At 71.4% G+C, this 21,612-nt stretch carries 18 protein-coding genes; 1 reads left to right on the forward strand and 17 read right to left on the reverse strand.

Annotated features, from left to right (window positions below):
• Positions 1–11 precede the first annotated feature (11 nt).
• On the forward strand, positions 12–1,694 hold the full coding sequence (locus AB0C36_RS03965; protein WP_358348792.1) for a tetratricopeptide repeat protein: 1,683 nt from the start codon (positions 12–14) through the stop codon (positions 1,692–1,694).
• 42 nt (positions 1,695–1,736) lie between these two features.
• On the opposite strand, the gene AB0C36_RS03970 is transcribed toward AB0C36_RS03965, so the two are convergent.
• The 17 genes from AB0C36_RS03970 to uvrC form a co-directional block, all read right to left on the reverse strand.
• Positions 1,737–2,606: an AraC family transcriptional regulator gene (locus AB0C36_RS03970; RefSeq protein WP_358348794.1), complete on the reverse strand. Its 870-nt coding sequence runs from the start codon at positions 2,604–2,606 to the stop codon at positions 1,737–1,739.
• A 94-nt stretch (positions 2,607–2,700) separates the two neighbouring features.
• Positions 2,701–3,270: a suppressor of fused domain protein gene (locus AB0C36_RS03975; protein WP_358348796.1), complete on the reverse strand. Its 570-nt coding sequence runs from the start codon at positions 3,268–3,270 to the stop codon at positions 2,701–2,703.
• Positions 3,270–4,370, reverse strand: coding sequence for a fatty acid desaturase family protein (locus AB0C36_RS03980; RefSeq protein WP_358348799.1), 1,101 nt, complete (start codon positions 4,368–4,370; stop codon positions 3,270–3,272). The genes AB0C36_RS03975 and AB0C36_RS03980 overlap by 1 nt, the downstream gene beginning before the upstream one ends.
• Positions 4,371–4,632: 262 nt before the next feature.
• A complete protein-coding gene (locus tag AB0C36_RS03985; protein ID WP_358348802.1) occupies positions 4,633–5,010 on the reverse strand; it encodes a VOC family protein in 378 nt (125 codons plus the stop codon).
• A gap of 173 nt (positions 5,011–5,183) precedes the next feature.
• On the reverse strand, positions 5,184–5,804 hold the full coding sequence (locus tag AB0C36_RS03990; protein WP_358348804.1) for a hypothetical protein: 621 nt from the start codon (positions 5,802–5,804) through the stop codon (positions 5,184–5,186).
• Between the two features lie 214 nt (positions 5,805–6,018).
• Positions 6,019–6,354 carry an RNA polymerase-binding protein RbpA gene (locus tag AB0C36_RS03995; RefSeq protein ID WP_269453090.1) on the reverse strand — a complete coding sequence of 112 codons (336 nt, stop codon included), beginning with the start codon at positions 6,352–6,354 and terminating at the stop codon, positions 6,019–6,021.
• A 264-nt stretch (positions 6,355–6,618) separates the two neighbouring features.
• Positions 6,619–6,849, reverse strand: a complete 231-nt coding sequence (secG, locus tag AB0C36_RS04000; RefSeq protein WP_358348807.1) for a preprotein translocase subunit SecG — start codon at positions 6,847–6,849, stop codon at positions 6,619–6,621.
• A 173-nt stretch (positions 6,850–7,022) separates the two neighbouring features.
• Positions 7,023–7,808: a triose-phosphate isomerase gene (tpiA, locus tag AB0C36_RS04005; RefSeq protein WP_358348864.1), complete on the reverse strand. Its 786-nt coding sequence runs from the start codon at positions 7,806–7,808 to the stop codon at positions 7,023–7,025.
• Positions 7,809–7,849: 41 nt separating this feature from the next.
• On the reverse strand, positions 7,850–9,037 hold the full coding sequence (locus AB0C36_RS04010; protein ID WP_358348810.1) for a phosphoglycerate kinase: 1,188 nt from the start codon (positions 9,035–9,037) through the stop codon (positions 7,850–7,852).
• A 293-nt stretch (positions 9,038–9,330) separates the two neighbouring features.
• On the reverse strand, positions 9,331–10,335 hold the full coding sequence (gene gap / locus AB0C36_RS04015; protein ID WP_358348813.1) for a type I glyceraldehyde-3-phosphate dehydrogenase: 1,005 nt from the start codon (positions 10,333–10,335) through the stop codon (positions 9,331–9,333).
• 228 nt (positions 10,336–10,563) lie between these two features.
• Entirely contained in the window at positions 10,564–11,163 is a 600-nt protein-coding gene (locus AB0C36_RS04020) for a hypothetical protein (protein WP_358348816.1), read from the reverse strand.
• 273 nt (positions 11,164–11,436) lie between these two features.
• Complete coding sequence (locus tag AB0C36_RS04025; RefSeq protein WP_358348819.1) at positions 11,437–14,574, reverse strand: M14 family metallopeptidase; 3,138 nt, start codon at positions 14,572–14,574, stop codon at positions 11,437–11,439.
• Between the two features lie 398 nt (positions 14,575–14,972).
• Entirely contained in the window at positions 14,973–16,229 is a 1,257-nt protein-coding gene (locus AB0C36_RS04030; RefSeq protein WP_358348822.1) for a GNAT family N-acetyltransferase, read from the reverse strand.
• A 162-nt stretch (positions 16,230–16,391) separates the two neighbouring features.
• Positions 16,392–17,372 carry a DNA-binding protein WhiA gene (whiA, locus tag AB0C36_RS04035; protein ID WP_358348825.1) on the reverse strand — a complete coding sequence of 327 codons (981 nt, stop codon included), beginning with the start codon at positions 17,370–17,372 and terminating at the stop codon, positions 16,392–16,394.
• Positions 17,363–18,370, reverse strand: a complete 1,008-nt coding sequence (locus AB0C36_RS04040) for a gluconeogenesis factor YvcK family protein (RefSeq protein WP_358348827.1) — start codon at positions 18,368–18,370, stop codon at positions 17,363–17,365. Before AB0C36_RS04040 ends, whiA begins: the two co-directional genes overlap by 10 nt.
• A 7-nt stretch (positions 18,371–18,377) precedes the next feature.
• Entirely contained in the window at positions 18,378–19,328 is a 951-nt protein-coding gene (gene rapZ / locus AB0C36_RS04045; RefSeq protein WP_435838979.1) for an RNase adapter RapZ, read from the reverse strand.
• Positions 19,329–19,531: 203 nt separating this feature from the next.
• Positions 19,532–21,559, reverse strand: coding sequence for an excinuclease ABC subunit UvrC (gene uvrC / locus AB0C36_RS04050; protein ID WP_358348830.1), 2,028 nt, complete (start codon positions 21,557–21,559; stop codon positions 19,532–19,534).
• Positions 21,560–21,612 lie beyond the last annotated feature (53 nt).

Below are 21,612 nucleotides of genomic sequence, written 5' to 3' on the forward strand. Positions count from 1 at the left end.
GGTGGGGACGCGTGCTCTTCAGATGGCGGCGCCGGCATGAGCGCCACCTTGCCGCGTACCGGCTCCGGATCGAGGAAGAAGCGGCCGTGGCGAGCAAGGCGCTCGCCATACGGAACTCCTATCTGGCGCCCTACCAGCGAGATTCGGCCGAACCGGAGCCTGACCTTCCGTCAGAACAGGTTCCCTCCCGGGCGGTTGCCGCCGCCGTACGCCGGGACGAGCGCGAACGCGCGGCGATGCTCGCCGACCGGGCCCGGCAGCTCAGCCGGGCGGGGCGGCATGTCGAGGCGTCCGCCCCGGCCCGCGCCGCGGTGCGCGTGCTGGGCGAACTCGCCGAACAGGACCCGGCCGAGCACTCCCCCGCACTGATCGACGCGCTGCGGGCGCTCGCCGCGGTGCTCGCCGGCGGCGGCCAGTACGGCGACGCCGTCAAGGTCGCGAACAACGCGGCGTCGCGCGCTCGCCGCCTCGCCGCCCTCGACGTGCACCGCCACCGCCCGCTGCTCGCCGCGACGTTGCGCGACCTCGGGGCACGGCTCGGCGACGCCGGGGAGTCGGACCGCGCGCTCGCCGTGCTGCACGAGTGCGTCGAGGCGTACCGGACGCTCGCCGCCCGCTCGCCCGAGGAGCACCGCCCCGGACTGGCCGACGCCCTCGACGAGTTCGCCGGGCGCCTGGCCGCCACCGGGCTGGTCGAGGAGGCACTCGCGCTGTTCGACGAGGCCGCACACCTGCTGACGCTCGCCGACGCCGACGTACTCGCCCAGGTGACGACGCGTCAGGCGAACCTGTTGGCACGCGTCGGCCGCGTCGACGAGGCGATAGAAAGGGCGAGTTCGGCGGTACGCCTGAGACGGGCCCGCACCGAAAACGGTCCCACCTCCGGCGACGACGCCCTCGCCTCCGCCTTGCAGAGTTTCGGCCTGCTGCTCAGCGGCGCCGCGCGCCACGACGACGCGGTCGAGGCGCTGGAGGAAGCGGTCTCGCTCCGGGCCCGGCGCGTCCGCGTCGACCCGGCCATCGCCCGGCGCCCCGAAGTCGCCGTCACCTACGCGGTCTACGGCCTGGTGCTGATCTCGGCCGACCGGCCCGCCGACGCGGTGCCGCCGCTTGCCGCCGCTCTCGGCGTCGGAACGGCACTGAACCTCCCGCAGGTCGTGGACATGGCCACCGACGCCCTCGTGCGCGCGCACGCCGCCGAGCCGGTCGCCGTACGCTCGCGCTGGCGCGCGGCCACGGGCGAGGACGCCCCGGCGTGGATCACCGGCTCGGGCGCGCGTACCGCGGCCGTTCAGCCGCCGCCCCCGCCGAACCCGACCCCGCCGCCACCACCACCGGCTCCGGCACCGCGGACCGCGGCGCCGGCCGCCGCTCCCCCGGTGGCACCCGCCGCACCGACACCTCCGCCCGTCCCCAGGCCGCCCGCACCGCCTCGTGTGCCCGCCTCCGCGGCCGGCCCGCCGCCCGGCAAGCCCCGCGGCGAGGCCGCTCCGACGCAAGCGGCACCCCCGGCCGCGGCACCACGCGCAGAATCGCCGGCCGAGCAGCAGGCGGAGCCGCAGCCGCCCTCCCCGGTGCCGCCGCAGCCCCGCCGGTCCGGCCGCCTCACCGCCGACCGCCTGACCCCCGAACGCCCGAAGCGCCGCCCCATCCCCTCCCCCGCCGCCCGTCCGCCCTCGGACGTCGACGTATAGGGCCCCCGGTTCGCCAGGCCGCGTAGCGGCTCCGGATCCGCGCTACTCGGCGGCCGTCCGCTCCACCGGGATCCACAACTCCGCGTCCGCATAAGCCCCGTCGTCGGAAAGCCGGGTGCTGACGATCTCCGGCCCCGGACGGCTGCGGTACGGATTGGACGGGAACCACTGCGTGAACACGTCCCGCCACAGGTACTGCAGCGTCTCCGGGAACGGCCCCGAGTGCGCGAACACCGCCCAGGTGCCCGCCTCCACCGGCAGCGCGTCGAGGCCGTCCGGGACCGCCGCCCCGGTCACGACCCCGTGGTAGTAGTCGAGTTCGGTGCCCTCGGCCCGGGAGTCCGCCAGGTCGTCGCTCACGTTGACGAGACCGTGCGGCTCCTGGTCCGACAGCTCCTCGATGCGCCGCACCTCGGCGGGGTCGAGCCCCCGCATGAACTCGACGATCGCCGGGTTCATGCCCTCGTGCACCAGGGGCACCCGGGCCTTTCGGCCCACGAGGTTGAATGCGTCCTTCTCCACCAGCCGGTACCGCATGCTGCCGCTCCCTTCGATCACCAGGTGGAAGGAGAGGCGCTGCTGTGACCGCAGGACCGCACCGGCGCCCCGCGCCTCGGCCGGCCCCACGCCGTGCACGGCCCGGAAGGCGCGGGCGAAGGCCTCGCCCGAGCCGTACCCGTACCGCACCGCCACGTCGAGCAACGTCCGTTCCCGCGCCAGGACTTCGGCGGCCGCGACGGTGAGCCGGCGGCGCCGGACGTACTCCGACAGCGGCATCCCGGCCAGCGCGGAGAACATCCGTCGGAAGTGGTACTCCGTCGTCGCCGCGACACGCGCGAGCTCGCGTACGTCGATGTCCCCCGCGAGGTTCCGCTCGATGTGGTCCATCGCCTGATTGAGCCGGTCCAGCACGCCGCGCTCCTTCCCTCTTACGTCCCCACGCTAGGAAGGACCGGCCACCCGCCACCCGACATCCCGTGCCCGTTCCTGTCGGGGCGTCCAGCCGTCACACCGCCGGCGGGCGCGACACGTCGTAGGTGTCCCACTCGCCCTGCCAGAACGGGTCGAGCCCGCGCTCGTCGATGAACCGGCGTTCGATGTCGTGCACGGGGTACAGGGCCTGGATCGTCACCAGGTCCTCGCGCCCCGGCTCCCCGATGTCCACGCCCACCGCGTCGTCGCGCTCCACGACGGTCGACGCGAAGACGAAGAACGCCGTCATCTCGGTGTCCGGCGCGATCCGCCGGCCGAAGTCGATGGTGTTGCCGTACCCGAACGGGCACACCCCGCGCAGTTGTTCGCCCAGCAGCCCGAGCGCGCGCGGCCACGCGGTGTCGAGCGACCGCACGCACAGCGACAGTTCGGCGGACCCGCCCACCCACTCGGGATGGTCGGCGAGCGAGACGCCGTACGTGAACGCCGTGGCCAGCCCGTCCTCCGGGAGGTCCGGGTACCACAGCACGGTGACCGGCAGCAGGTCCGGTCGCGTCGAGTCGACGCGGAAGACGACCGGGTCGTCCTCACCGGTCAGTAGATCGAGGTGGGCCGAGTACCGGTGCGCGCGACCATCTGCCATCACCCCATCCTGCCGCCCCCACGGCCGCGACGGTGTGCGGCGCGCAGCGGGGCGCCGACGGCGTGCATGTGGGCGAGGGCCTGACGGTACGACTCGACCAGACCGGTCTCGGCGTACGCGACACCCAGCCGCGCGCAGTGCGCCCGGACGATCGGCCGCGCCTTGCGCAGGTTCCCGCGCGGCATGCTCGGCACGAGATGGTGCTCGATCTGGTAGTTCAGCCCGCCGAGCATCCAGTCGGTGACCGGCCCGCCGCGCACGTTGCGCGAGGTGAGCACCTGGCGGCGCAGGTGGTCCCACGGCACGCCCGGTTCCGGCATCGGCATGCCCTTGTGGTTCGGGGCGAAGACCGCGCCCAGGTGCAGCCCGAACAGGGCGTGGTGGACCAGCACGAAGACCAGGGCCGTGGCGGGCGACATCGCGATCAGCAGCAGGGACGCGTACGCCGCGAAGTGCAGCGCCATCAGCGAGCCTTCGACGAGGCGTTCGCGCGGGGTCCGGTTGCGCAGGTCGACGACGCCGTTGACCTTGAGGTTGAGCCCTTCGAGGAGCAGCAGCGGGAAGAACAGCCGGGCCTGGTGGCGGGTCAACCAGCCCGCGAGGCCCCGGCGTCCGCCGGTCTGGTCGGCGTCCCACACCAGGACACCCACCGCGACGTCCGGGTCCTTGTCGCGGTGGTTCGGGTTGGCATGGTGTTTGTTGTGCTTGGCGTTCCACCACCCGGCGCTCATGCCGTTCATGAGGTTGCCGTGCAGCAGCGACATCGCCCGGTGGGTGCGGTGGCTGCCGCCGATCTGGCGGTGCCCGGCGTCGTGGCCGACGAAGGTGGCCCGGGCCGAGAACAGCGCGACCGGGACCGCGAGCAGCAGTTGCCACCACGTGTTTCCGAGCCACAGCACGGCGGCCCAGGTGGCGGCGAACAGGAGCAGGTTCACGGTGATGACGCGGAGGTAGTAGCCGGGCCGCCGGTCCATCAGCCGCGCGGCCTTCAGGTCGGCGAGCAGCGGCGCGAAGTCGCTCGCGGCGCGCTCGGATCGCGGGGCGGGCGGCGTACGCGGGGGCGGGGGTCGGTCGGCGGTCTGAACGGTGGCAGCAGGCATGGACGTCCCTGGGATCGGCGTGGTGGGAGGCGGCTTAGGAGCACGGCTTCGGAGCACGGCTTCAAAGCGCGCTGGAAGGACTTGCGAGGACTTCGGAGGGGCTTCGCGGATGGCTTCCGGTGGGCCGGCCCTCGGCGTGGTCGTGGTTCCACACTAGGCAGCCGCCGGGGACGGGGCGATCCTGCTGGCCCCCCAATCCCGATGGCCCCCGCCCCCCGGGAAACCGGGGGTCGGGGGCCATGGACGCGGCCGGGGTCCTGTGTTACGCGTACGGGCGCGTGATGATCTCCATGGCGTGGCCCGCCGGGTCGAAGAAGTACAGGCCGCGTCCGCCGTGGTGGTGGTTGATCTCCCCCGCGCTCTGCAGCCGGGGGTCCGCGTAGTACGTGATCCCGCGCTCGCGGATCCGCGCGAACGCCGCGTCGAAGACCTCGTCCGAGACGAGGAACGCGTAGTGCTGTGTGCTGATCGACTCCGCCGGAACGGTCGCGAAGTCCAGCGTGACCCCGTTTGCGGTGTCGACGGGGAGGAACACCCCGGTTTCCGGCCCGACTTCCAAGCCCAGGATCCCGGCCAGGAATTCGGCCGACTCCCGCTTGTCCAGGGCGTGCACGATCGTGTGGTTCAACTCGACTGACATGGGTGGCATGCCTCCGCAAGGCACTCCCAGCACCTCCATGCCTCACCCGGACGGTGACCGGCACGCGATGCTGCGTTGTCGATCGTACGCACCCGGCGCGCGATGGCAACCACCTCCCGCGTCCCGCCCCGGCGCGATCCGGGCCGGCGGCCGGCGGCGGTCGACCGGCGGCGTCAGTCGGCGGCGGTCGCCGCGGCCGGTGCCGCACGGCGGCGCCGACGCAGGAAGTACCAGGTCCCACCGCCGAGGGCGGCGGCCCCCAGGGCCGCACCGCCGAACAGCGTGAACGTCCCCACCCCGGACGAGGAGGCGAGTTCCGCACGGGGGATCTGATCGAGGTCGGTCGAGCACACGATCGGCACCGTGCTGCCGGCCAGCCGCGCGCACGCGGTGGACGCGATGCCGTTGCCGGGCGGGAGCGTGTCGACGCGTGCCTTGACCGTGCGCACCACCTCCTGGCCCACCGGCAGGTCGACGGTCCAGGTGATCTGCCCGTCGGCGCCGGTGGTTCCGCCGTCGGCGGAGCCCACCAGCGTGGTGCCGCCCGGCAGCGCCTCGGTGACCGCCATGCCGTTGAGGTCCGTCGAACCGAGGTTGCGCAGCCGGATCGTGTACGTGTGGACCTGCCCAGGCCGCGTCTTGACGCTGCCGTCGTCCACCTTGATCGACAGCGCCGGGCGCGACGGCGTGGGCAGCGTCTCGGCGCCGGCCGACGGTCCCGTGGCGGTCAGCAGGCCGCCCGCACCCGCGAGGACGGCGGCGGAAGCGGCGGCGGCGATGCGGTGGTGGGCCACGGTGCACTCCTGCGGCGGTGATCGTACGACGTGATCACCGATCAGTGTGCTGAACGTGCCGGCTCCGCCGCGGGACGCGCGGCCGCGGTTCGGCCGTCAGGGCGACCACGTCACCCGTTCGGCGTCGCGGACGGAGACACCGCGGGGGCGCGTCCGGCACGGCATGGATCCGTACCGGACGCGCCCCCGCGGGAACGCACGAAGCGATGGACGCTCAGATCTCGCCGCGCAGCTTCGCGAGGGCCTCGGCGAGGATCGCCTCGCCGTCCGCGTCGCTGCGGCGCTCGCGCACATACGCGAGGTGGGTCTTGTAGGGCTCGGTACGCGGCGCGTCCGGCGGGTTCTCGCTGTCCTGCCCCGCGGGCAGGCCGCAGCGCGGGCAGTCCCAAGTCTCGGGCACCTGTGCGTCGGTCGCGAAGCTCGGCTGGGTCTCGTGCTTGTTGGCACACCAGAACGAGATACGCAGACGGGGGGCCGCCTCGCCGCGCTCGGCCTCACCCATCGGGCCCGCACCGACTCGGCTCCCACGGATGGCGTTGCCACTTGCCACGGTTCAAACTCCCCTTGGATCTGAAGGTCGCGCGCCCGGTCGCGCGGCTCGTAATGCACCCCGGACCACGGCCGGGAGGCTGCCTCGCGAAACAGTGTACGTGCGCTCCGCCCGAGCGTGAACCGCGTCCCGAACGCTTTCCGACACGGCGTCAGGAAGCGTACGCAGACTGGGACATCGTGTGTACCACGAGAAACGCCAGGGATGGGGCGAAACCAAAAGAACCGTGGGCGGCGCACCCGGCACCGCGCACCGCCGCGCCGGCTACTCCTTGAGCAGCAGGCCCAGCACCACGATGCAGACGAACCAAAGCGAGCCCACGATGATCGTGAGCCGGTCGAGGTTCTTCTCCACGACCGACGAACCGCCCAGCGAGGACGACATGCCGCCGCCGAACAGGTCGGACAGACCTCCGCCCTTGCCCTTGTGCAGCAGGACAAGCAGCACCATGAGGGCGCTGCAGATGATCAGGGCGATCGAGAACGCGAGCTCCACGGCCTGGTCCAACTCCTTTTCGGAGAGTGTTCGCGCGCGTGCGTGCACGGAACGCTCTGCGGGACGCGCGGCCAGGGATTCCTGGCCTCGGACAGGGTACGCCGTTCTCCCGCCCGGATGGGAACCCGAAAGGTAACCCGGACGGGAGAACCGACGACAAGCCTGTGACGTGCCTAACCTACGGCCTGGTCACGGAAGCGGACCAGCTTGACGAACTCCTCGGCCTCCAGGCTGGCACCGCCGACCAGGCCGCCGTCGATGTCCGGCTTGGCCATCAGGCCCGCGACGTTCGACGACTTGACCGAGCCGCCGTACAGCACGCGGACCTTGTCGGCCAGCTCGGCGTCGTAGAGTTCGGCGAGCCGGGCACGGATCGCCCCGCACACCTCCTGCGCGTCCTCGGGCGTCGCGACCTCGCCGGTGCCGATGGCCCACACCGGCTCGTACGCGATCACGACGCGCTCGGCCTCCGCGGCCTTGATCCCGGCCAGGGCGCCGTCGAGCTGCGCGAGCGTGTGCGCGACGTGGCCGCCGGCCTTGCGGACCTCGAGGCCCTCGCCGACACACACGATCGGCGTGATGTTGTGCGCGAACGCCGCCTTGGCCTTGGCGTTGACGATCTCGTCGGTCTCCGCGTGGTACTGCCGGCGCTCCGAGTGGCCGACGGTGACATACGTGCACTTGAGCTTCGCGAGCATCGAGCCCGCGATCTCGCCGGTGTACGCGCCGCCGGTGTGCTGCGAGACGTCCTGCGCGCCGAAGACGATGCGCAGCTTGTCGCCGTCGACGAGCGTCTGCACCGAGCGCAGGTCGGTGAACGGCGGCAGCACCGCGACCTCGACCTGGTCGAAGTCCTTGTCGTCCAGCGCGAAGGCGAGCTTCTGCACGAGGGCGATGGCCTCAAGGTGGTTGAGGTTCATCTTCCAGTTGCCGGCCATCAGGGGCAGTCGGCCGGTCACCGGGGTTCCGCCGGAGTTCTTCTTGATCACGGACATGCGCTTCAGCCCTCCAGGGCGTCGAGGCCGGGCAGGGTCTTGCCCTCAAGGTATTCGAGGCTCGCGCCGCCACCGGTGGAGATGTGACCGAACGCGTTCTCGTCGAAACCGAGCGTACGCACCGCGGCGGCCGAATCGCCGCCGCCGACCACGGTGAAGGCGTCCGAGTCGACGAGCGCCTGTGCGACGGCACGGGTGCCGCCCGCGTACGGAGCCATCTCGAACACGCCCATCGGACCGTTCCAGAAGACCGTGCGCGCGTCGGCCAGCTTCTCGGCGAACAGATCGCCGGAATCCGGGCCGATGTCCAGGCCCATGCGGTCGGCCGGGATCGCGTCCGCGGCGACGACCGAGTGGTCGGCGTCGGCGGCGAAGGCGGTCGCGGCGACGATGTCGACCGGCAGCACGAACTCGACGCCGTTCTCCTCGGCCCGGCGCAGGTACTCGCGCACGGTGTCGAGCTGGTCCTTCTCCAGCAGCGACGTGCCGACCTCGCGGCCCTGCGCGGCCAGGAACGTGAAGACCATGCCGCCGCCGATCAGGATGCGGTCGGCCTTGCCCAGCAGGTTGTCGATGACGCCGAGCTTGTCGGAGACCTTCGAGCCGCCGAGCACGACCGCGTACGGCCGCTCGACCTTCTCGGTGAGCCGCGTGAGCACGTCGAGTTCGGCGGCGATCAGCAGGCCCGCGGCGTGCGGGAGCTTGCGCGCCACGTCGTACACCGACGCGTGCTTGCGGTGCACCGCGCCGAAGCCGTCGCCGACGTAGAGGTCCGCGAGCGACGCGAGCGCGTCCGCGAACAGCCCGCGCTCCTCGTCGTCCTTGCTGGTCTCGGCGGCGTTGAAGCGCACGTTCTCCAGGAGTGCCACGTCGCCGTCGCCGAGGGAGGCGACGGTCGCCCGGGCGCTGTCGCCGACCGTGTCGGTGGCGAACGCGACCGGCCGGCCCAGCAGTTCGCCGAGGCGCGCGGCGACCGGGGCCAGCGAGTAGGCCGAATTGGGCTCGCCCTTGGGGCGGCCGAGGTGCGCCGTCACGACGACGCGGGCGCCGCGCTCGGCGAGGGTCCTGATGGTCGGCACGCTCGCGCGGATGCGGCCGTCGTCCGTGATCGCGGTGCCGTCCAGCGGCACGTTCAGGTCGGCGCGGACGAGCACGCGCTTACCGGCGACGTCGAGGTCGTCGATGGTCTTCATGGGTTCGGATCATCCTCATGGGTTCGGGGCGCTGAGGGAGGCGGCCCGGGTCGAACCTTCTGTCGGGTGGTACGCGCGGGCCCGGACGACGAGGGTCGTCCGGGCCCGCGACAGGTCGCACGTCACGAAGCGCCCTTGCCGGGCGGGCGTGCCGGGTGCCGCTGTACACACCGCTCGGGTCGGCGTGCGCAGAGCTGCGCGCCCGGTGGTTGCGTACCGAGAGCGGCGCGCTCAGAGCCGCGTACTCGGAGCAGGGTGCTCAGACTCAGCGCAGCGTGCTCAGAGCCGCTTGCTCAGAGCTGCGCGCCGACGTACTTGACCAGGTCGACGAGGCGGTTCGAGTAGCCCCACTCGTTGTCGTACCAGCCGACGATCTTGACCTGCTTGCCCTGCGCCATCGTCAGGCCCGAGTCGAAGGTGCACGACGACGGGTCGGTGACGATGTCGGAGGAGACGATCTCGTCCTCGGTGTAGGTGAGGATGCCCTTGAGCTCGCCCTGCGCGGCCTTCTGGAACGCGGCGTTGACCTCGTCCCGGGTGACCTCGCGCTCGAGCTCGACGACCAGGTCGGTGACCGAGCCGGTGGGGACCGGGACGCGCATCGCGATGCCGTCGAGCTTGCCGCTCAGCTCCGGCAGGACCAGCGCGGTTGCCTTGGCGGCGCCCGTCGAGGTCGGGATGATGTTGGTCGCGGCGGCGCGCGCACGGCGCAGGTCGCTGTGCGGGAAGTCCAGGATGACCTGGTCGTTGGTGTACGCGTGGACCGTGGTCATGAGGCCCTTGGCGACACCGAAGTTCTCCAGCAGCACCTTCGCCATCGGCGCGACGCAGTTGGTCGTGCAGGAGGCGTTGGACAGCACGGTGTGCTTCGCGGCGTCGTACTTCTCGTGGTTGACGCCCATGACGATCGTGATGTCCTCGCCCTTGGCGGGCGCGGAGATGATGACCTTCTTGGCGCCGGCCTCGACGTGCTTGACGGCGTCGGAGGCGTTGGTGAAGCGGCCGGTCGACTCGATGACGATGTCGGCGCCCAGCTCGCCCCACGGCAGCGCCGCCGGGTCGCGCTCGGCCAGCGTCTTGAAGGTCTTGCCGCCGACGGTGATCGAGTCGTCGGTGTGCGTGACCTCGTGGCCGAGGCGGCCCAGGATGCTGTCGTACTTCAGCAGGTGGACCAGCGTGGCGTTGTCGGTCAGGTCGTTGACGCCGACGATCTCCACGTCGGCGCCGGAGGCCAGAACCGCGCGGAAGAAGTTGCGGCCGATGCGGCCAAACCCGTTGATGCCTACTCGGATCGTCACGAACCGATCTCCTCTTGATGCGCCGGAGGGATGCCCTGATGTCTTTTTTCCCGGCAGACGGGTTGGAATCGTCAAGCCGAGACCAAGTCCGACCCTATCGCGAGGTCCGTCCCGGTCGTGACGCAGGCATCCGCGGACACGGGACGCGCACGCGCGGTGCGGACACGCAGCGGGGCCCGGTGGCGGGTGCATCCGCCACCGGGCCCCGAGTGCGATCCGGGTGCTCGGTCAGGAACGGTCGCCCACGACCTTGGCGACGACTCCGGACAGCACGACGCCGATGCCGAACATCACGCCGTTGCCGTCCTCCTCCATGGCGTTCTTCCACGCCTCGGTGACGTCGAACTTGTCGATGACCTCGGACACGTCCACGTGGTACAGGTCGGAGACCATCATGGCGATGCCGAAGTACTGGGCCAGGTAGACCGCCGCGCCGGTGAGGACCAGGGCCAGGACCGGAAGGGCCGCGTGCCGCCCGCCGAACTTGCCCACCGCGCCGCCGATCGCGATGCCGATGATGATCGCCATCCAGCCGTAGAAGCTGTCGTCGGACTCGGAGATCATGAAGGCGTAGATGCCGCCGCCGACCAGGGCGACCGCGAGCCCGATGCCGAGCGCGGCACCGATGCGCGGCGGACGTCCGCCGCCGTACGGGCCGTAGCCGCCGGGGCCGCCGCCGTACGGACCGGGCTGCTGACCGTAGGGACCCGGCTGTCCGTACGGACCGGGCTGCTGACCGTACGGACCTTGCTGGCCGTAGGGGTCGGGCTGACCGTAGGGGCCTTGTTGCGGCGCCCCGTAGTTGCCGGGGCCGTTGTATCCACTCACGAGTTTTCGTCTCCCAGGGACGCGTGCCGGACGACGAGGCTAGCGGCCCCCGCTCGGGCCGGGCAGGCCCGCAAGCACCCGCAACCGGACAATGACCGAATTGTCGGCAATTTCGAGGGAGTTCCCGCACCTCGCGACGGGTGGCCCCGGCGGACGGTTCCGCCGGGGCCACCCTGGGTCGTTGTGCGCTGCGCCGTTCTTCGTCGGCCGTCGTCTCCCGGCCGTTGTCTCCCGGCCGTCGTCCGTCAGCCGATTCGGGTCAGCCGATTCGGGTCAGCCGAGCAGGTGGTGGATCGCCCGCGTGAGCACCGCGTTCTTCTCGGCCTGCGTCGGCAACTGCTCGAGGCCGAAGCCGAAGAGCATGGTGTCCTCGGTGGCCACCACCGAGTTCCCGAACACCGAGTTCGTGTGCAGGAACGCCGCCGGCGAGTGGTCGCCGGGAGGTGCCCCGGCCAGCGTCCACGGCCCGAGGCCCGCCTCGAAGCCCTCGGACTCCAGCACGCCGCCGGCCGTGACGATCTTCGTGTCGTCGACGAAGACGCCGGTGCCGCCCGCGCTCGGGTCGGTGACGTAGCTGAAGGAGACCTCGATCTGCTTGCCCGCGTACGGGGACAGGTCGAAGGCCACCGACTGCCAGCCGCCCGAGTTCGCCGTGAACGCGTTCCACGCACCGCTGGTGCCGGACGGTGTGCACGGGTTCGTGAGCGTCAGGTAGTGCGCGAGGAACGGGTGGTCCTTCAGGTAGAACCCGGCCTCGCACTCCGCCGGCGCGGCCTGCGAGCTGCGGCCGTTGAGGTCCGGCAGCGTCGTCCAGTCGTCCTGGCCCACGGTGTGCGCCTCGACGATGACGTTGTCGTAGCCCTCCTCGACGTCCCACGACATCTGCGCCGTGAGCTTGGCCGCGTCGGCCGCCGTGACCCCGGTCAGGTCGATCGTGCGCGTCAGGCGCATGTACACGTCGTCCTGGTGCGGGCCCGCGACGTACTTCACGCCCTCGTACGGGGTGAACGGGCCGGACGGCACGCCCGCGTACTCCGCGGCCGCGTAGCTGGTGAACTGCGGGAACTGTGCCGGGGGCAGCACCGTGCTGGTGGTGAGGAAGCCGCCCGCCTCGTTGATCGGGTTGCTCGCGGCGCCCGGCAGGCCGACGTTCACCCCGGCCAGCGGCGGCTGGGTGCCGACGACGCCGTTGACGCCGTTGACCGAACCGCGGTCGTAGGCGCCGAGGTAGTACTGCGTGAAGTCGTCCGACAGGATCTCGCAGTCGTCGCGGTAGCTCGTGGTGATGCGGCACGGCGTCTGCGGTTCGCCCTTGAGGCCGTAGTAGATGCCGCCGCCGTTCACACCGCGCAGCGGACCGTAGTACGCCGACGTCTCACCGGAGTAGAGGAGCTTGCCGCCCTCGTTGAGGTAGTCGCGCACCTCCATGGTGAGCTGGAACGCCCGGTCGGCCACCTGCGCGTCGGGCACCAGCTGGGTGCTGCCGACGGGCACGAACTCGTCCGCGGCGTCCTGCGTCAGCCGGTTGTCGCCCAGGTACCAGACCACCGCCTTGAAGTGGCCGAGCACGCCGAGCGCGTCGGGCACGCCCTGCTGGTCGACGTCCCACAGCGCCGGCTTGGAGCCGGCGGCGCGTACCGCGTCCAGGTACTCGTTCGCGTACTTGGGCGCGTTGGTGCCGGGCGGGTAGGTCGGGTTGACGCCCTTGTAGTCCTCGTTGGCGATCACGAGGACGTCGGCGCCCTGCTCGATGCCGGTCGCGACCTTGTAGGTGAAGTGCTCGGACTCGACCTTGCCCTTGCCGGGCTTCTTGGCCGTGTACCAGACCTCGACGCTGTCGCCGGGTTTGCTGTTGTCGACGGATCCCCGGTACTGGCGGTACCAGGCCTTGCCGTCCTCGGTGCCGTACTTCTCGCCGCCGTCCCAGCGCTGCACGCCGTCGGTCTTGGTCTTGCCGCCGTTGACCTTGTAGTTGATCTTGACGTCGGACAGCTTCTGCTTCGCGTCGACGGCGACCGGCTGCTCGTCGCCCTTCTCCGCGTACGACGTGTCGAACTTGTGGATCGCCAGGTCGGGCGCGGTCCAGCCGATCGACGACACCGGCTCGTCCGGCTGCGGCGCCGACTTGGCGACGGACAGCGCGAACGGGATGTTGTTGACGAACTCGCGCTGGATCAGCGTCTCGTCGTCCGGGAACGTGAAGATGCTCTCGCACGCGTCCGGTTCCCACGCGTCGTTCGGGTCCCAGTTGGACGCGGTCTCACACGTGGACATCTCGGGCGTGAACGCGATGCCCTCGTGCACGACGTCGACGAAGCCGTCGGTCTCGCCGTTGGTCGTGTAGAGCGCCGCACCGAGCTGCGACTCGAAGCCCGGGATCGCGGGGGTGTTGTGGTCGCCCGCAAGCGCCTTCGCGATGTTGTCGTCCGGGCTCGGGGTGGAGACCTGCCAGCCCACGCCGTACAGCAGCAGCTGCGCGGCGGAGTGGTAGTTCACCACGAAGCGCGGGTCGATCTTCGCCATCAGCGCGTCGATGGCCTTCGTCTCCGGCTCGGAGCCGGGACCCGGGCCGCGGTACGTCTCGTTGAACGGGTCGGGCGACGAACCCTCGTTGTCGTAGCCCCACTTGTACGGGAAGTTGCGGTTCGGGTCGACGCCGTCGGCGCTGGTGATCACGCCGTTGCCGTCGTTGTCGCGCAGGGTCTTGCGCCACTGGCGCTGCTCGGGCTGCCAGGTCCACTCGTAGCCGTCCGGGTTCGAGGAGAGCACGAACCACAGCTCGGTCGAGTTGACGATCTTCTTGATCTCCTGGTCGCCGTTCTTGTACCCGTCGACGTAGTAGTGCAGGAGCCGGCGGTTCATCTCCGGCGTGATCCACTCGCGGGCGTGCTGGTTGGACATGTACACGACGGGCGGCTTGTCGCCGTCCCGCTTGGTCTTGGCGTCCTTGCTCACCTTGATGGCGAGGATGTCCTGGCCGAGCGTCGTCTTGCCGATGGACACCAGCTTGGTGATGCCCGGGTTGGCCTGGGATACCTCCAGCAGTTCGGCCGCGAGGCCGTCCTCGCCGGCGTACCGCTTGTAGACGCCCTCTGCCGCGGTGGCCGACCTGGCGCCGGCCGCGGACTGGCCGCCGCGGACCTGGACGTTGACACCGGCCTTGGTGAGCTTCGCCGCCTCGGCCTCGGACAGCACCAGCTCGGCGGCCACCTTGCCGTCCGCGGTGGCGTTCATGGGCGTCTCGGTGCGGTCGATGCCCAGAGCGAAGACCTTCTCGGCGTCCTTGGCCTCGAACGTCGCCAGGTACGCCTTCTTCCCGGCCTCACCGGACTGCGGCAGCTTGACGTCCGCGACCTTGGTGACGATCGGGAAGGAGGAGTCGGCCTCTTCCGCCGCCTGTGCCCCCGGCATCGCCGACATTGTGCCGACGACCAACGAGATGGCGGCGAGCCCGATTCCGGCGATGCGCGTAGACCTGAGGGAACCCTTTGTGCGTCTCACTCAACCCCCTGATGTGAGTGGGCAGGCGCGTGGGGATGGAGCGCGGCGGGCCCCGTCGCCCAACCCCCTTGTTCCCGGGGGCTATTGGTGGCGCCGGAGACCCGCCGTGCTACACGCGTTTCGCATGGTACGGGAATCCCTATCCCGGACAAGGCGAAACGGGAAACCGCTGGACGGTCATCAGTGTCCGTATAACGATCAGTTGGCGGAACGGCCGGGGGCGCCGCCCGCGCGGGATGCGAACCGGCGTACGACCGCCCGCCGGCGCGCCGCCCGCCCGGCCCCGCTCCGGCGGCCGAAGCGGCAGGTCAGAACCAGTCGGGGCACCAAGGAGCCCTGGCGGTCCGGAACATCACCTCGGCGACCGCCAGCGAGCCGGGCACCAGTTCGGTGATCGCGCCCGCGTCGCCGAGCCGGACCGCCGAATTGCCGCCCAGATACAGCGCGCCGAGTGCGCCAACGCCGAGGCGCAGCTGTGCGGGCTCGTCCGTCGCCGCGCAGACCGCCCCGGACGGACCGCTCTCCAGCTTGAACCGGCCCGACCCGTACCCCAGTTCGTCGTCCACCTCGATCACCAGGGAACCGGCCACCTCGTAGGTGCGCGCGGCCAGCGCCGCCGGCACGTCCAGGATCCGCACCCACACGAAATCGCGGGCGCTGTCCCAGGTCACCGCGCGCGGGTCGGTGAACCGCAGCGGCAGCGGGTCGTCGCCGGCCCGCTCCCCCGCGCTGATCCGCACCACGTAGTCCACCTGCGTCGCGAAGTCCCACAGCGCCGCCTCGGCCGCGCGCGTGGCGGCGATCACCTGGTCGGCGTGCAGCGTGGCCTTCGGCAGGAAGTCCTCCCAGACCTCGTCGATGCGGTACGCGAGGTACCCGACCGGCGCCCCGGACGGGTCCCGGTACACGGCGTAGAAGCGGTTCTCGGCGCCGCGCCCGCCCGGGCGCTTGCGTACCCCGGTGTAGAGGGGCCACCACAACGACTGCCGGGTGATCGCCCCTGGGGTCAGCGCCCGGAACGCCTCGTGGATCTCCGGCCCCAGCTCCAGCATCGCGTCCGGGGTGACGATCTCGACGCGGCCGCCCGCCTCGCGACGAGACAGTTCCGCGTCGCTCAGCCGGGTGCGCGACAGGTCGATCCGGTACGTCGAGATGTCGGTCGCCGCTCCGAACCCGAAGCGGCCGTAGATGTTGTACTCGGCCGCGATCAGGATCCCGAGCGCCTCGCCGCGCGCCGCCGACGCGTCCAGGTCGTGGCGCATCATGCGGGTCAGCAGCCCGCGGCGGCGGTGGGTCGCGGTCACCGTCACGTTGGTGATCGCGCTCATCGGCACGTACGCCCCGCCCGGCACCGTGATCGCGCCGCCCCAGCTGCGGAACGTGCCGACCATGGCGTCACCGTCGAACGCCGCCTGGGTGCGGTCCAGGTCCACGACGTCGCGCAGATGCTCGGCCCACTGGTCGCGGACCTCCTTGGTGTGGTCCGGGACCCGCAGGAACCCCACGTCCAGGGCCACGCCCCACTGGCTCAGCTCGTCCTCGGTGATCGTGCGGATCTCCACCATGGTCCTCTCCCGCGGTCCGAACGGCGTGCGCGCAGCGTGAGGCACACGGGCACGAAAAAGCCGACCGGGTCAACGTATTGCCGTCCGGTCGGCCATTTCGACTGATTTATCCCGTGGCCGCGACGAGCGGCCGCCGAGCGTGGCTGCTGCGACGAGCGGCCGCTACGACACGAGCATGTCCGCGGTGAGGTTCGCGTCCGTACCGGGCAGTCCCATGTCGCCCGCCCGCTTGTCGGCCATCGCCAGCAGGCGGCGGATGCGGCCGGCCACCGCGTCCTTCGTCAGCGGCGGGTCGGCCAGGCCGCCCAACTCCTCCAGCGACGCCTGCTTGTGCTCCAGCCGGAGCTTGCCGGCCGCGGCGAGGTGCTCGGGAACCTCGTCGCCCAGGATCTCCAGGGCCCGCTGCACACGTGCCCCCGCGGCCACCGCCGCACGGGCCGAACGCCGCAGGTTCGCGTCGTCGAAGTTCGCCAGCCGGTTCGCCGTCGCCCGCACCTCGCGGCGCATGCGGCGCTCCTCCCACGCGAGCACGCTCTCGTGCGCGCCCAGACGCGTCAGAAGCGCCCCGATCGCGTCGCCGTCGCGCACCACGACCCGGTCCACGCCCCGCACTTCGCGGGCCTTCGCGGAGATGCCGAGCCGCCGGGCCGCGCCGACCAGGGCGAGCGCCGCCTCGGAACCGGGGCAGGTCACCTCCAGCGCCGACGAACGCCCGGGCTCGGTCAACGAGCCGTGGGCCAGGAACGCGCCGCGCCACGCGGCCTCCGCGTCGCAGGTCGCACCGGAGACCACCTGCGGGGGAAGCCCGCGCACCGGGCGCCCGCGTGCGTCGAGCAGGCCCGTCTGCCGGGCCAGTTGGTCGCCGTCCTTGGCGACGCGCACGACATACCTGCTGGTACGCCGCAGACCGCCCGCCGCCACGACCACAAGGTCGGACTGGTGGCCGTACACCTCGAGGATGTCCTTGCGCACACGCCGCGCGGCGGCACCTGTGTCAAGCTCCGCCTCGACGACGATCCGTCCGCCCACCAGGTGCAGGCCCCCCGAGAAACGCAAAAGGGCCGAGACCTCCGCCTTGCGACAGCACGACCGCGTCACCGGGAGCCGACTGAGCTCGTCTTTAACTGCTGCCGTCATCGCCATGGCGCGATCCTTTCACGATCAACGAAGATCCGGCCGTAGGCGGCGGCCAGGCGACCCGGATCGTGTCGCGGGGTGCCGTCGCCGACGGCGACCGGGGTGAGCAGCACCTGCCCGCCGAGGCCGGCCGCGGCCTTCGCCAGCCCGTCCACGTCGTCGACCAGGTCGCTGTCGCCCAGCACCAGGTCGAAGGTCAGTGCGGGGGCGTGCTCGGCGAGCACCTCCAAGTGCCGCTCGGGCGAGAACCCGTCCGTCTCGCCGGGCTGCGGCGCCAAATTGAGGGCGAGCACCTTGCGGGCCTTCGTCTCGACGAGCGCCGCGGCCAGTTCGGGCACCAGCAGGTGCGGCAGAACGCTGGTGAACCACGAACCCGGGCCCACCACAACCCAGTCCGCCTCGCGCACCGCGGCCACCGCCTCGGAGACGGCCGGCGGATCCTGCGGCTGCAGGCGTATCCCGAGCACCTCGCCGGGCGTCTTGGCCAGCGCGTGCTGGCCGCGCACGGTCGTCACCGCCGACGGCGCGCTGCGCTCGTGGCCGCGTACGTCCGCCTCGATGTGCAGCGGCACCGCCGACATCGGCAGCACCGTGCCGTGCGCCCCCAGCAGGCGGCCCATCCACTGCAAGGCCTCCACCGGGTCGTCGTCCAGCAGTTCCCACAGCGCGACCAGCAGCAGGTTGCCCACCGCGTGGCCGTTGAGCTCGCCCTCGCAGCGGAAGCGGTGCTGGATCACCCGGCTCCACGTGTTGCCCCACTCGTCGTCCCCGCACAGCGCGGCCAACGCCATGCGCAGGTCGCCGGGCGGCAGTACGCCGAGGTCGCGCCGCAACCGGCCGCTCGACCCCCCGTCGTCGGCGACGGTCACGACCGCGGTGAGGTCGTCGGTGAGCCTGCGCAGCGCGGACAGCGACGCGAACAGCCCGTGGCCGCCGCCCAGTGCGACGACCTTGGGACCGGTGTGCCGGGCGTACTGGTAACCGTTGCTCGCCAGATCGTTCACGCGGGCATCACTCGCGTCCCTTGTCGCGGTGCACCACGACCGCCTCGACACCGTCCTCCTGCATGCGCTTGGCAAGCCGCTCCGCCATCGCCACGCTGCGGTGCTTGCCGCCGGTGCAGCCGACCGCGAGGGTCAGGTAACGCTTGCCCTCGCGCCGGTAGCCCTCGGTGATGATGCGCAGCAACTCCGTGTAGCCGTCCAGGAACTCCTTGGCGCCGGGCTGGTCGAAGACGTACCGCGCCACCGGCTCGTCGGTGCCGGTGAACGGGCGCAGCTCGGGGATCCAGTGCGGATTGGGCAGGAAGCGGCAGTCGACGACGAGGTCCGCGTCGACCGGCAGGCCGTACTTGAAGCCGAACGACATGACGGTGGCCTTCAGCCGCGGTTCGCTGGAACCGGCGAACTGCGCGTCCATCTTGGCGCGCAGCTCGTGCACGTTGAGGTTGGTCGTGTCGATCACCAGGTCGGCTTCGCCGCGCAGCTCGCGCAGCAGCGCGCGCTCCGCCTCGATGCCGTCGACGATGCGGCCGTCGCCCTGCAGCGGGTGGGGGCGGCGGACGTTCTCGAAACGGCGTACGAGTGCGTCGTCCGCGGCCTCCAGGAACACGATGCGGCGCACGACGGCCGCGCTCTCCAACTGGGCCAGCGCCTCGCGCAGATCGTCGAAGAACGTGCGCCCGCGCACGTCCACGACGACCGCGATGCGGGCCACCGCGCCCTGGGTGCGGGCGCCGAGGTCGACCATCGCCGGAATCAGCGACGGGGGCAGGTTGTCGACGACGAACCAGCCCAGGTCCTCCAGGCCCTTCGCGGCGGTCGAGCGACCGGCGCCGGACATACCGGAGATGATCACCAGCTCGGGGATGCCGTGCACGGTCTCCGGCTCGCCGCCGGGGCCCGCCGCGGGCCCGGTGGCGTCCCCGGGCGTGGTCGCCTCTGCCTCGGCCGCCTCGCTCACGGCGTCCTCCGGTAGGTGACACTGCGGTTACTCACGGTTCCTCCTGCTTCCACACCTGCTAGGGAGACCTGCCAGGCTCGGCGTTCCCCGCAGATGCCGAGTGTCCCTCATGTCCGCACGAGGCGGACCCACCCACACTCTTCGTTCACTGCTTCACGCCCGCAGATTCACTCACGCGCGTGGAGCGGCGCCCGCGGCGGCGCTCATTCGGGTGCTCCTCCACCAGAACGATCCGGCTCCACGATCTCATCCGGGGCGTCCGTGGTGATCTCTCCCGTCGCGGTGTTGACCGCGATCTTCGGTGCCGCCCCGGCCAGCGCGGCGAGGATGTTCTCCGCGGTCCGCCGCCCGATGCCCGGCACCTCCATGACCTGCTCGACGGTGGCGCCCTTCAGCCTGCGCAGCGAGCCGAAGTGGCCGAGCACCGCCTTGCGCCGGGTCTCCCCCAGACCGGGCACGGCGTCGAGCGCGCTCGCCGTCATGGCCTTCGACCGCTTCTTGCGGTGGAAGGCGATCGCGAAGCGGTGCGCCTCGTCGCGTACGCGCTGCATCAGGTACAGCGCCTCGCTGCTGCGCGGCAGCACCACCGGGTCCTCCTCGCCCGGCAGCCACACCTCCTCCAGCTTCTTGGCGAGACCGCAGACCGCGACGTCGTCGACGCCGAGTTCGTCCAGCGCGCGCTTGGCGGCGGCGACCTGCGGCTGCCCGCCGTCCACGACCACCAGCTGCGGCGGGTACGCGAAGCGCTTGGGCTTGCCGGTCTCCGGGTCGATCGGCCCGCTCGGCGCCTCGGTTTCGTCGATGCCCGCGATTTCCGGCTCACCGGTGCGCACGCGCTCGGCGAGGTAGTGCCGGAAGCGCCGGGTCAGCACCTCGTGCATCGAGCGGACGTCGTCCTGGCCCTCGAACGACTTGACGGCGAAATGCCGGTACTCGCTCTTGCGCGGCAGGCCGTCCTCGAAGACGACCATCGACGCGACGACCTCGGTGCCTTGCAGGTGCGAGATGTCGAAGCACTCGATGCGCAGCGGCGCGGTGTCCAGGCCGAGCGCGTCGGCGATCTCCTGGAGCGCGAGCGAGCGGGTGGTCAGGTCCCCGGCGCGGCGGGTCTTGTGCAGCACGAGGGCCTGCTGCGCGTTGCGCAGCACGGTCTCCTGGAGCGCCTTCTTGTCGCCGCGCTGCGGTACGCGCAGCTCCACCCGGGAGCCGCGCAGCGTGCACAGCCACTCGGCGACGGCGTCCGGCTGCGGCGGCATAGCGGGCACCAGGACCTCGCGCGGGACGGCGTCGCCGCGCTGGTCGCCGTAGATCTGCTGGAGGAAGTGCTCGACGAGGTCGGCCGGGGTGACGTCCTCGACCTTGTCGACGACCCAGCCGCGCTGGCCGCGCACCCGGCCGCCGCGCACGTGGAAGATCTGGACGGCGGCCTCGAGTTCGTCGTCGGCGAGCGCGATGACGTCGGCGTCGGTGCCGTCGCCGAGCACGATGGCGTTCTTCTCCATCGCGCGCGTGAGGGCCCCTATGTCGTCGCGCAGCCGGGCGGCCTTCTCGTACTCCATGTCCACCGCGGCCTGCTTCATGGCGCGTTCCAGGCGGCGGATGTACGGGCCGGTCTGCCCGGCCATGAAGTCGCAGAACTCGTCCGCGAGTTCGCGGTGCTCCTCGGGGCTGACCCGGCCCACACACGGGGCCGCGCACTTGCCGATGTAGCCGAGCAGGCACGGGCGTCCGGCCTGCTTGGCGGCCTTGAACACACCGTTGCTGCACGTGCGCACCGGGAAAACGCGGAGCAGGAGGTCGACGGTTTCGCGGATCGCCCAGGCGTGGCCGTACGGCCCGAAGTACCGCACGCCCTTCTTCTTCGGCCCGCGCATGACCTGCACGCGCGGGAACTCCTCGTTGAGCGTGACGGCGAGGCTCGGATAGCTCTTGTCGTCGCGGTACTTCACGTTGAAGCGCGGGTCGTACTCCTTGATCCAGGAGTACTCCAGCTGGAGCGCCTCGACCTCGGTGCCGACGACGGTCCACTCCACGGACGCGGCCGTGGTGACCATCGTCTGGGTGCGCGGGTGCAGTCCCGCGAGATCCTGGAAGTACGACGACAGGCGCTGGCGGAGGTTCTTGGCCTTTCCGACGTACACGACCCGCCGGTGCGCGTCCCGGAACCGGTACACGCCGGGGCTGTTGGGGATCTCGCCCGGCCTGGGGCGGTACGTTGCCGGGTCGGCCATCTGCTCCCTCGGTCCTCTCGTCTGTGCGGTGTCACGGCGGCCCGCCGGGGGGT

Source organism: Streptodolium elevatio, assembly GCF_040649515.1.
Taxonomy (GTDB): Bacteria; Actinomycetota; Actinomycetes; order Streptomycetales; family Streptomycetaceae; genus Yinghuangia; species Yinghuangia elevatio.

Coding starts and splice junctions, on each gene's coding strand:
- AB0C36_RS03975 (WP_358348796.1), bottom strand. CDS start 3,270: ATGGCAGATGGTCGCGCGCACCGGTACTCGGCCCACCTCGATCTACTG.
- AB0C36_RS03980 (WP_358348799.1), bottom strand. CDS start 4,370: ATGCCTGCTGCCACCGTTCAGACCGCCGACCGACCCCCGCCCCCGCGT.
- AB0C36_RS03985 (WP_358348802.1), bottom strand. CDS start 5,010: ATGTCAGTCGAGTTGAACCACACGATCGTGCACGCCCTGGACAAGCGG.
- AB0C36_RS04010 (WP_358348810.1), bottom strand. CDS start 9,037: ATGAAGACCATCGACGACCTCGACGTCGCCGGTAAGCGCGTGCTCGTC.
- AB0C36_RS04025 (WP_358348819.1), bottom strand. CDS start 14,574: ATGCCGGGGGCACAGGCGGCGGAAGAGGCCGACTCCTCCTTCCCGATC.
- AB0C36_RS04030 (WP_358348822.1), bottom strand. CDS start 16,229: ATGGTGGAGATCCGCACGATCACCGAGGACGAGCTGAGCCAGTGGGGC.
- whiA (WP_358348825.1), bottom strand. CDS start 17,372: ATGGCGATGACGGCAGCAGTTAAAGACGAGCTCAGTCGGCTCCCGGTG.
- uvrC (WP_358348830.1), bottom strand. CDS start 21,559: ATGGCCGACCCGGCAACGTACCGCCCCAGGCCGGGCGAGATCCCCAAC.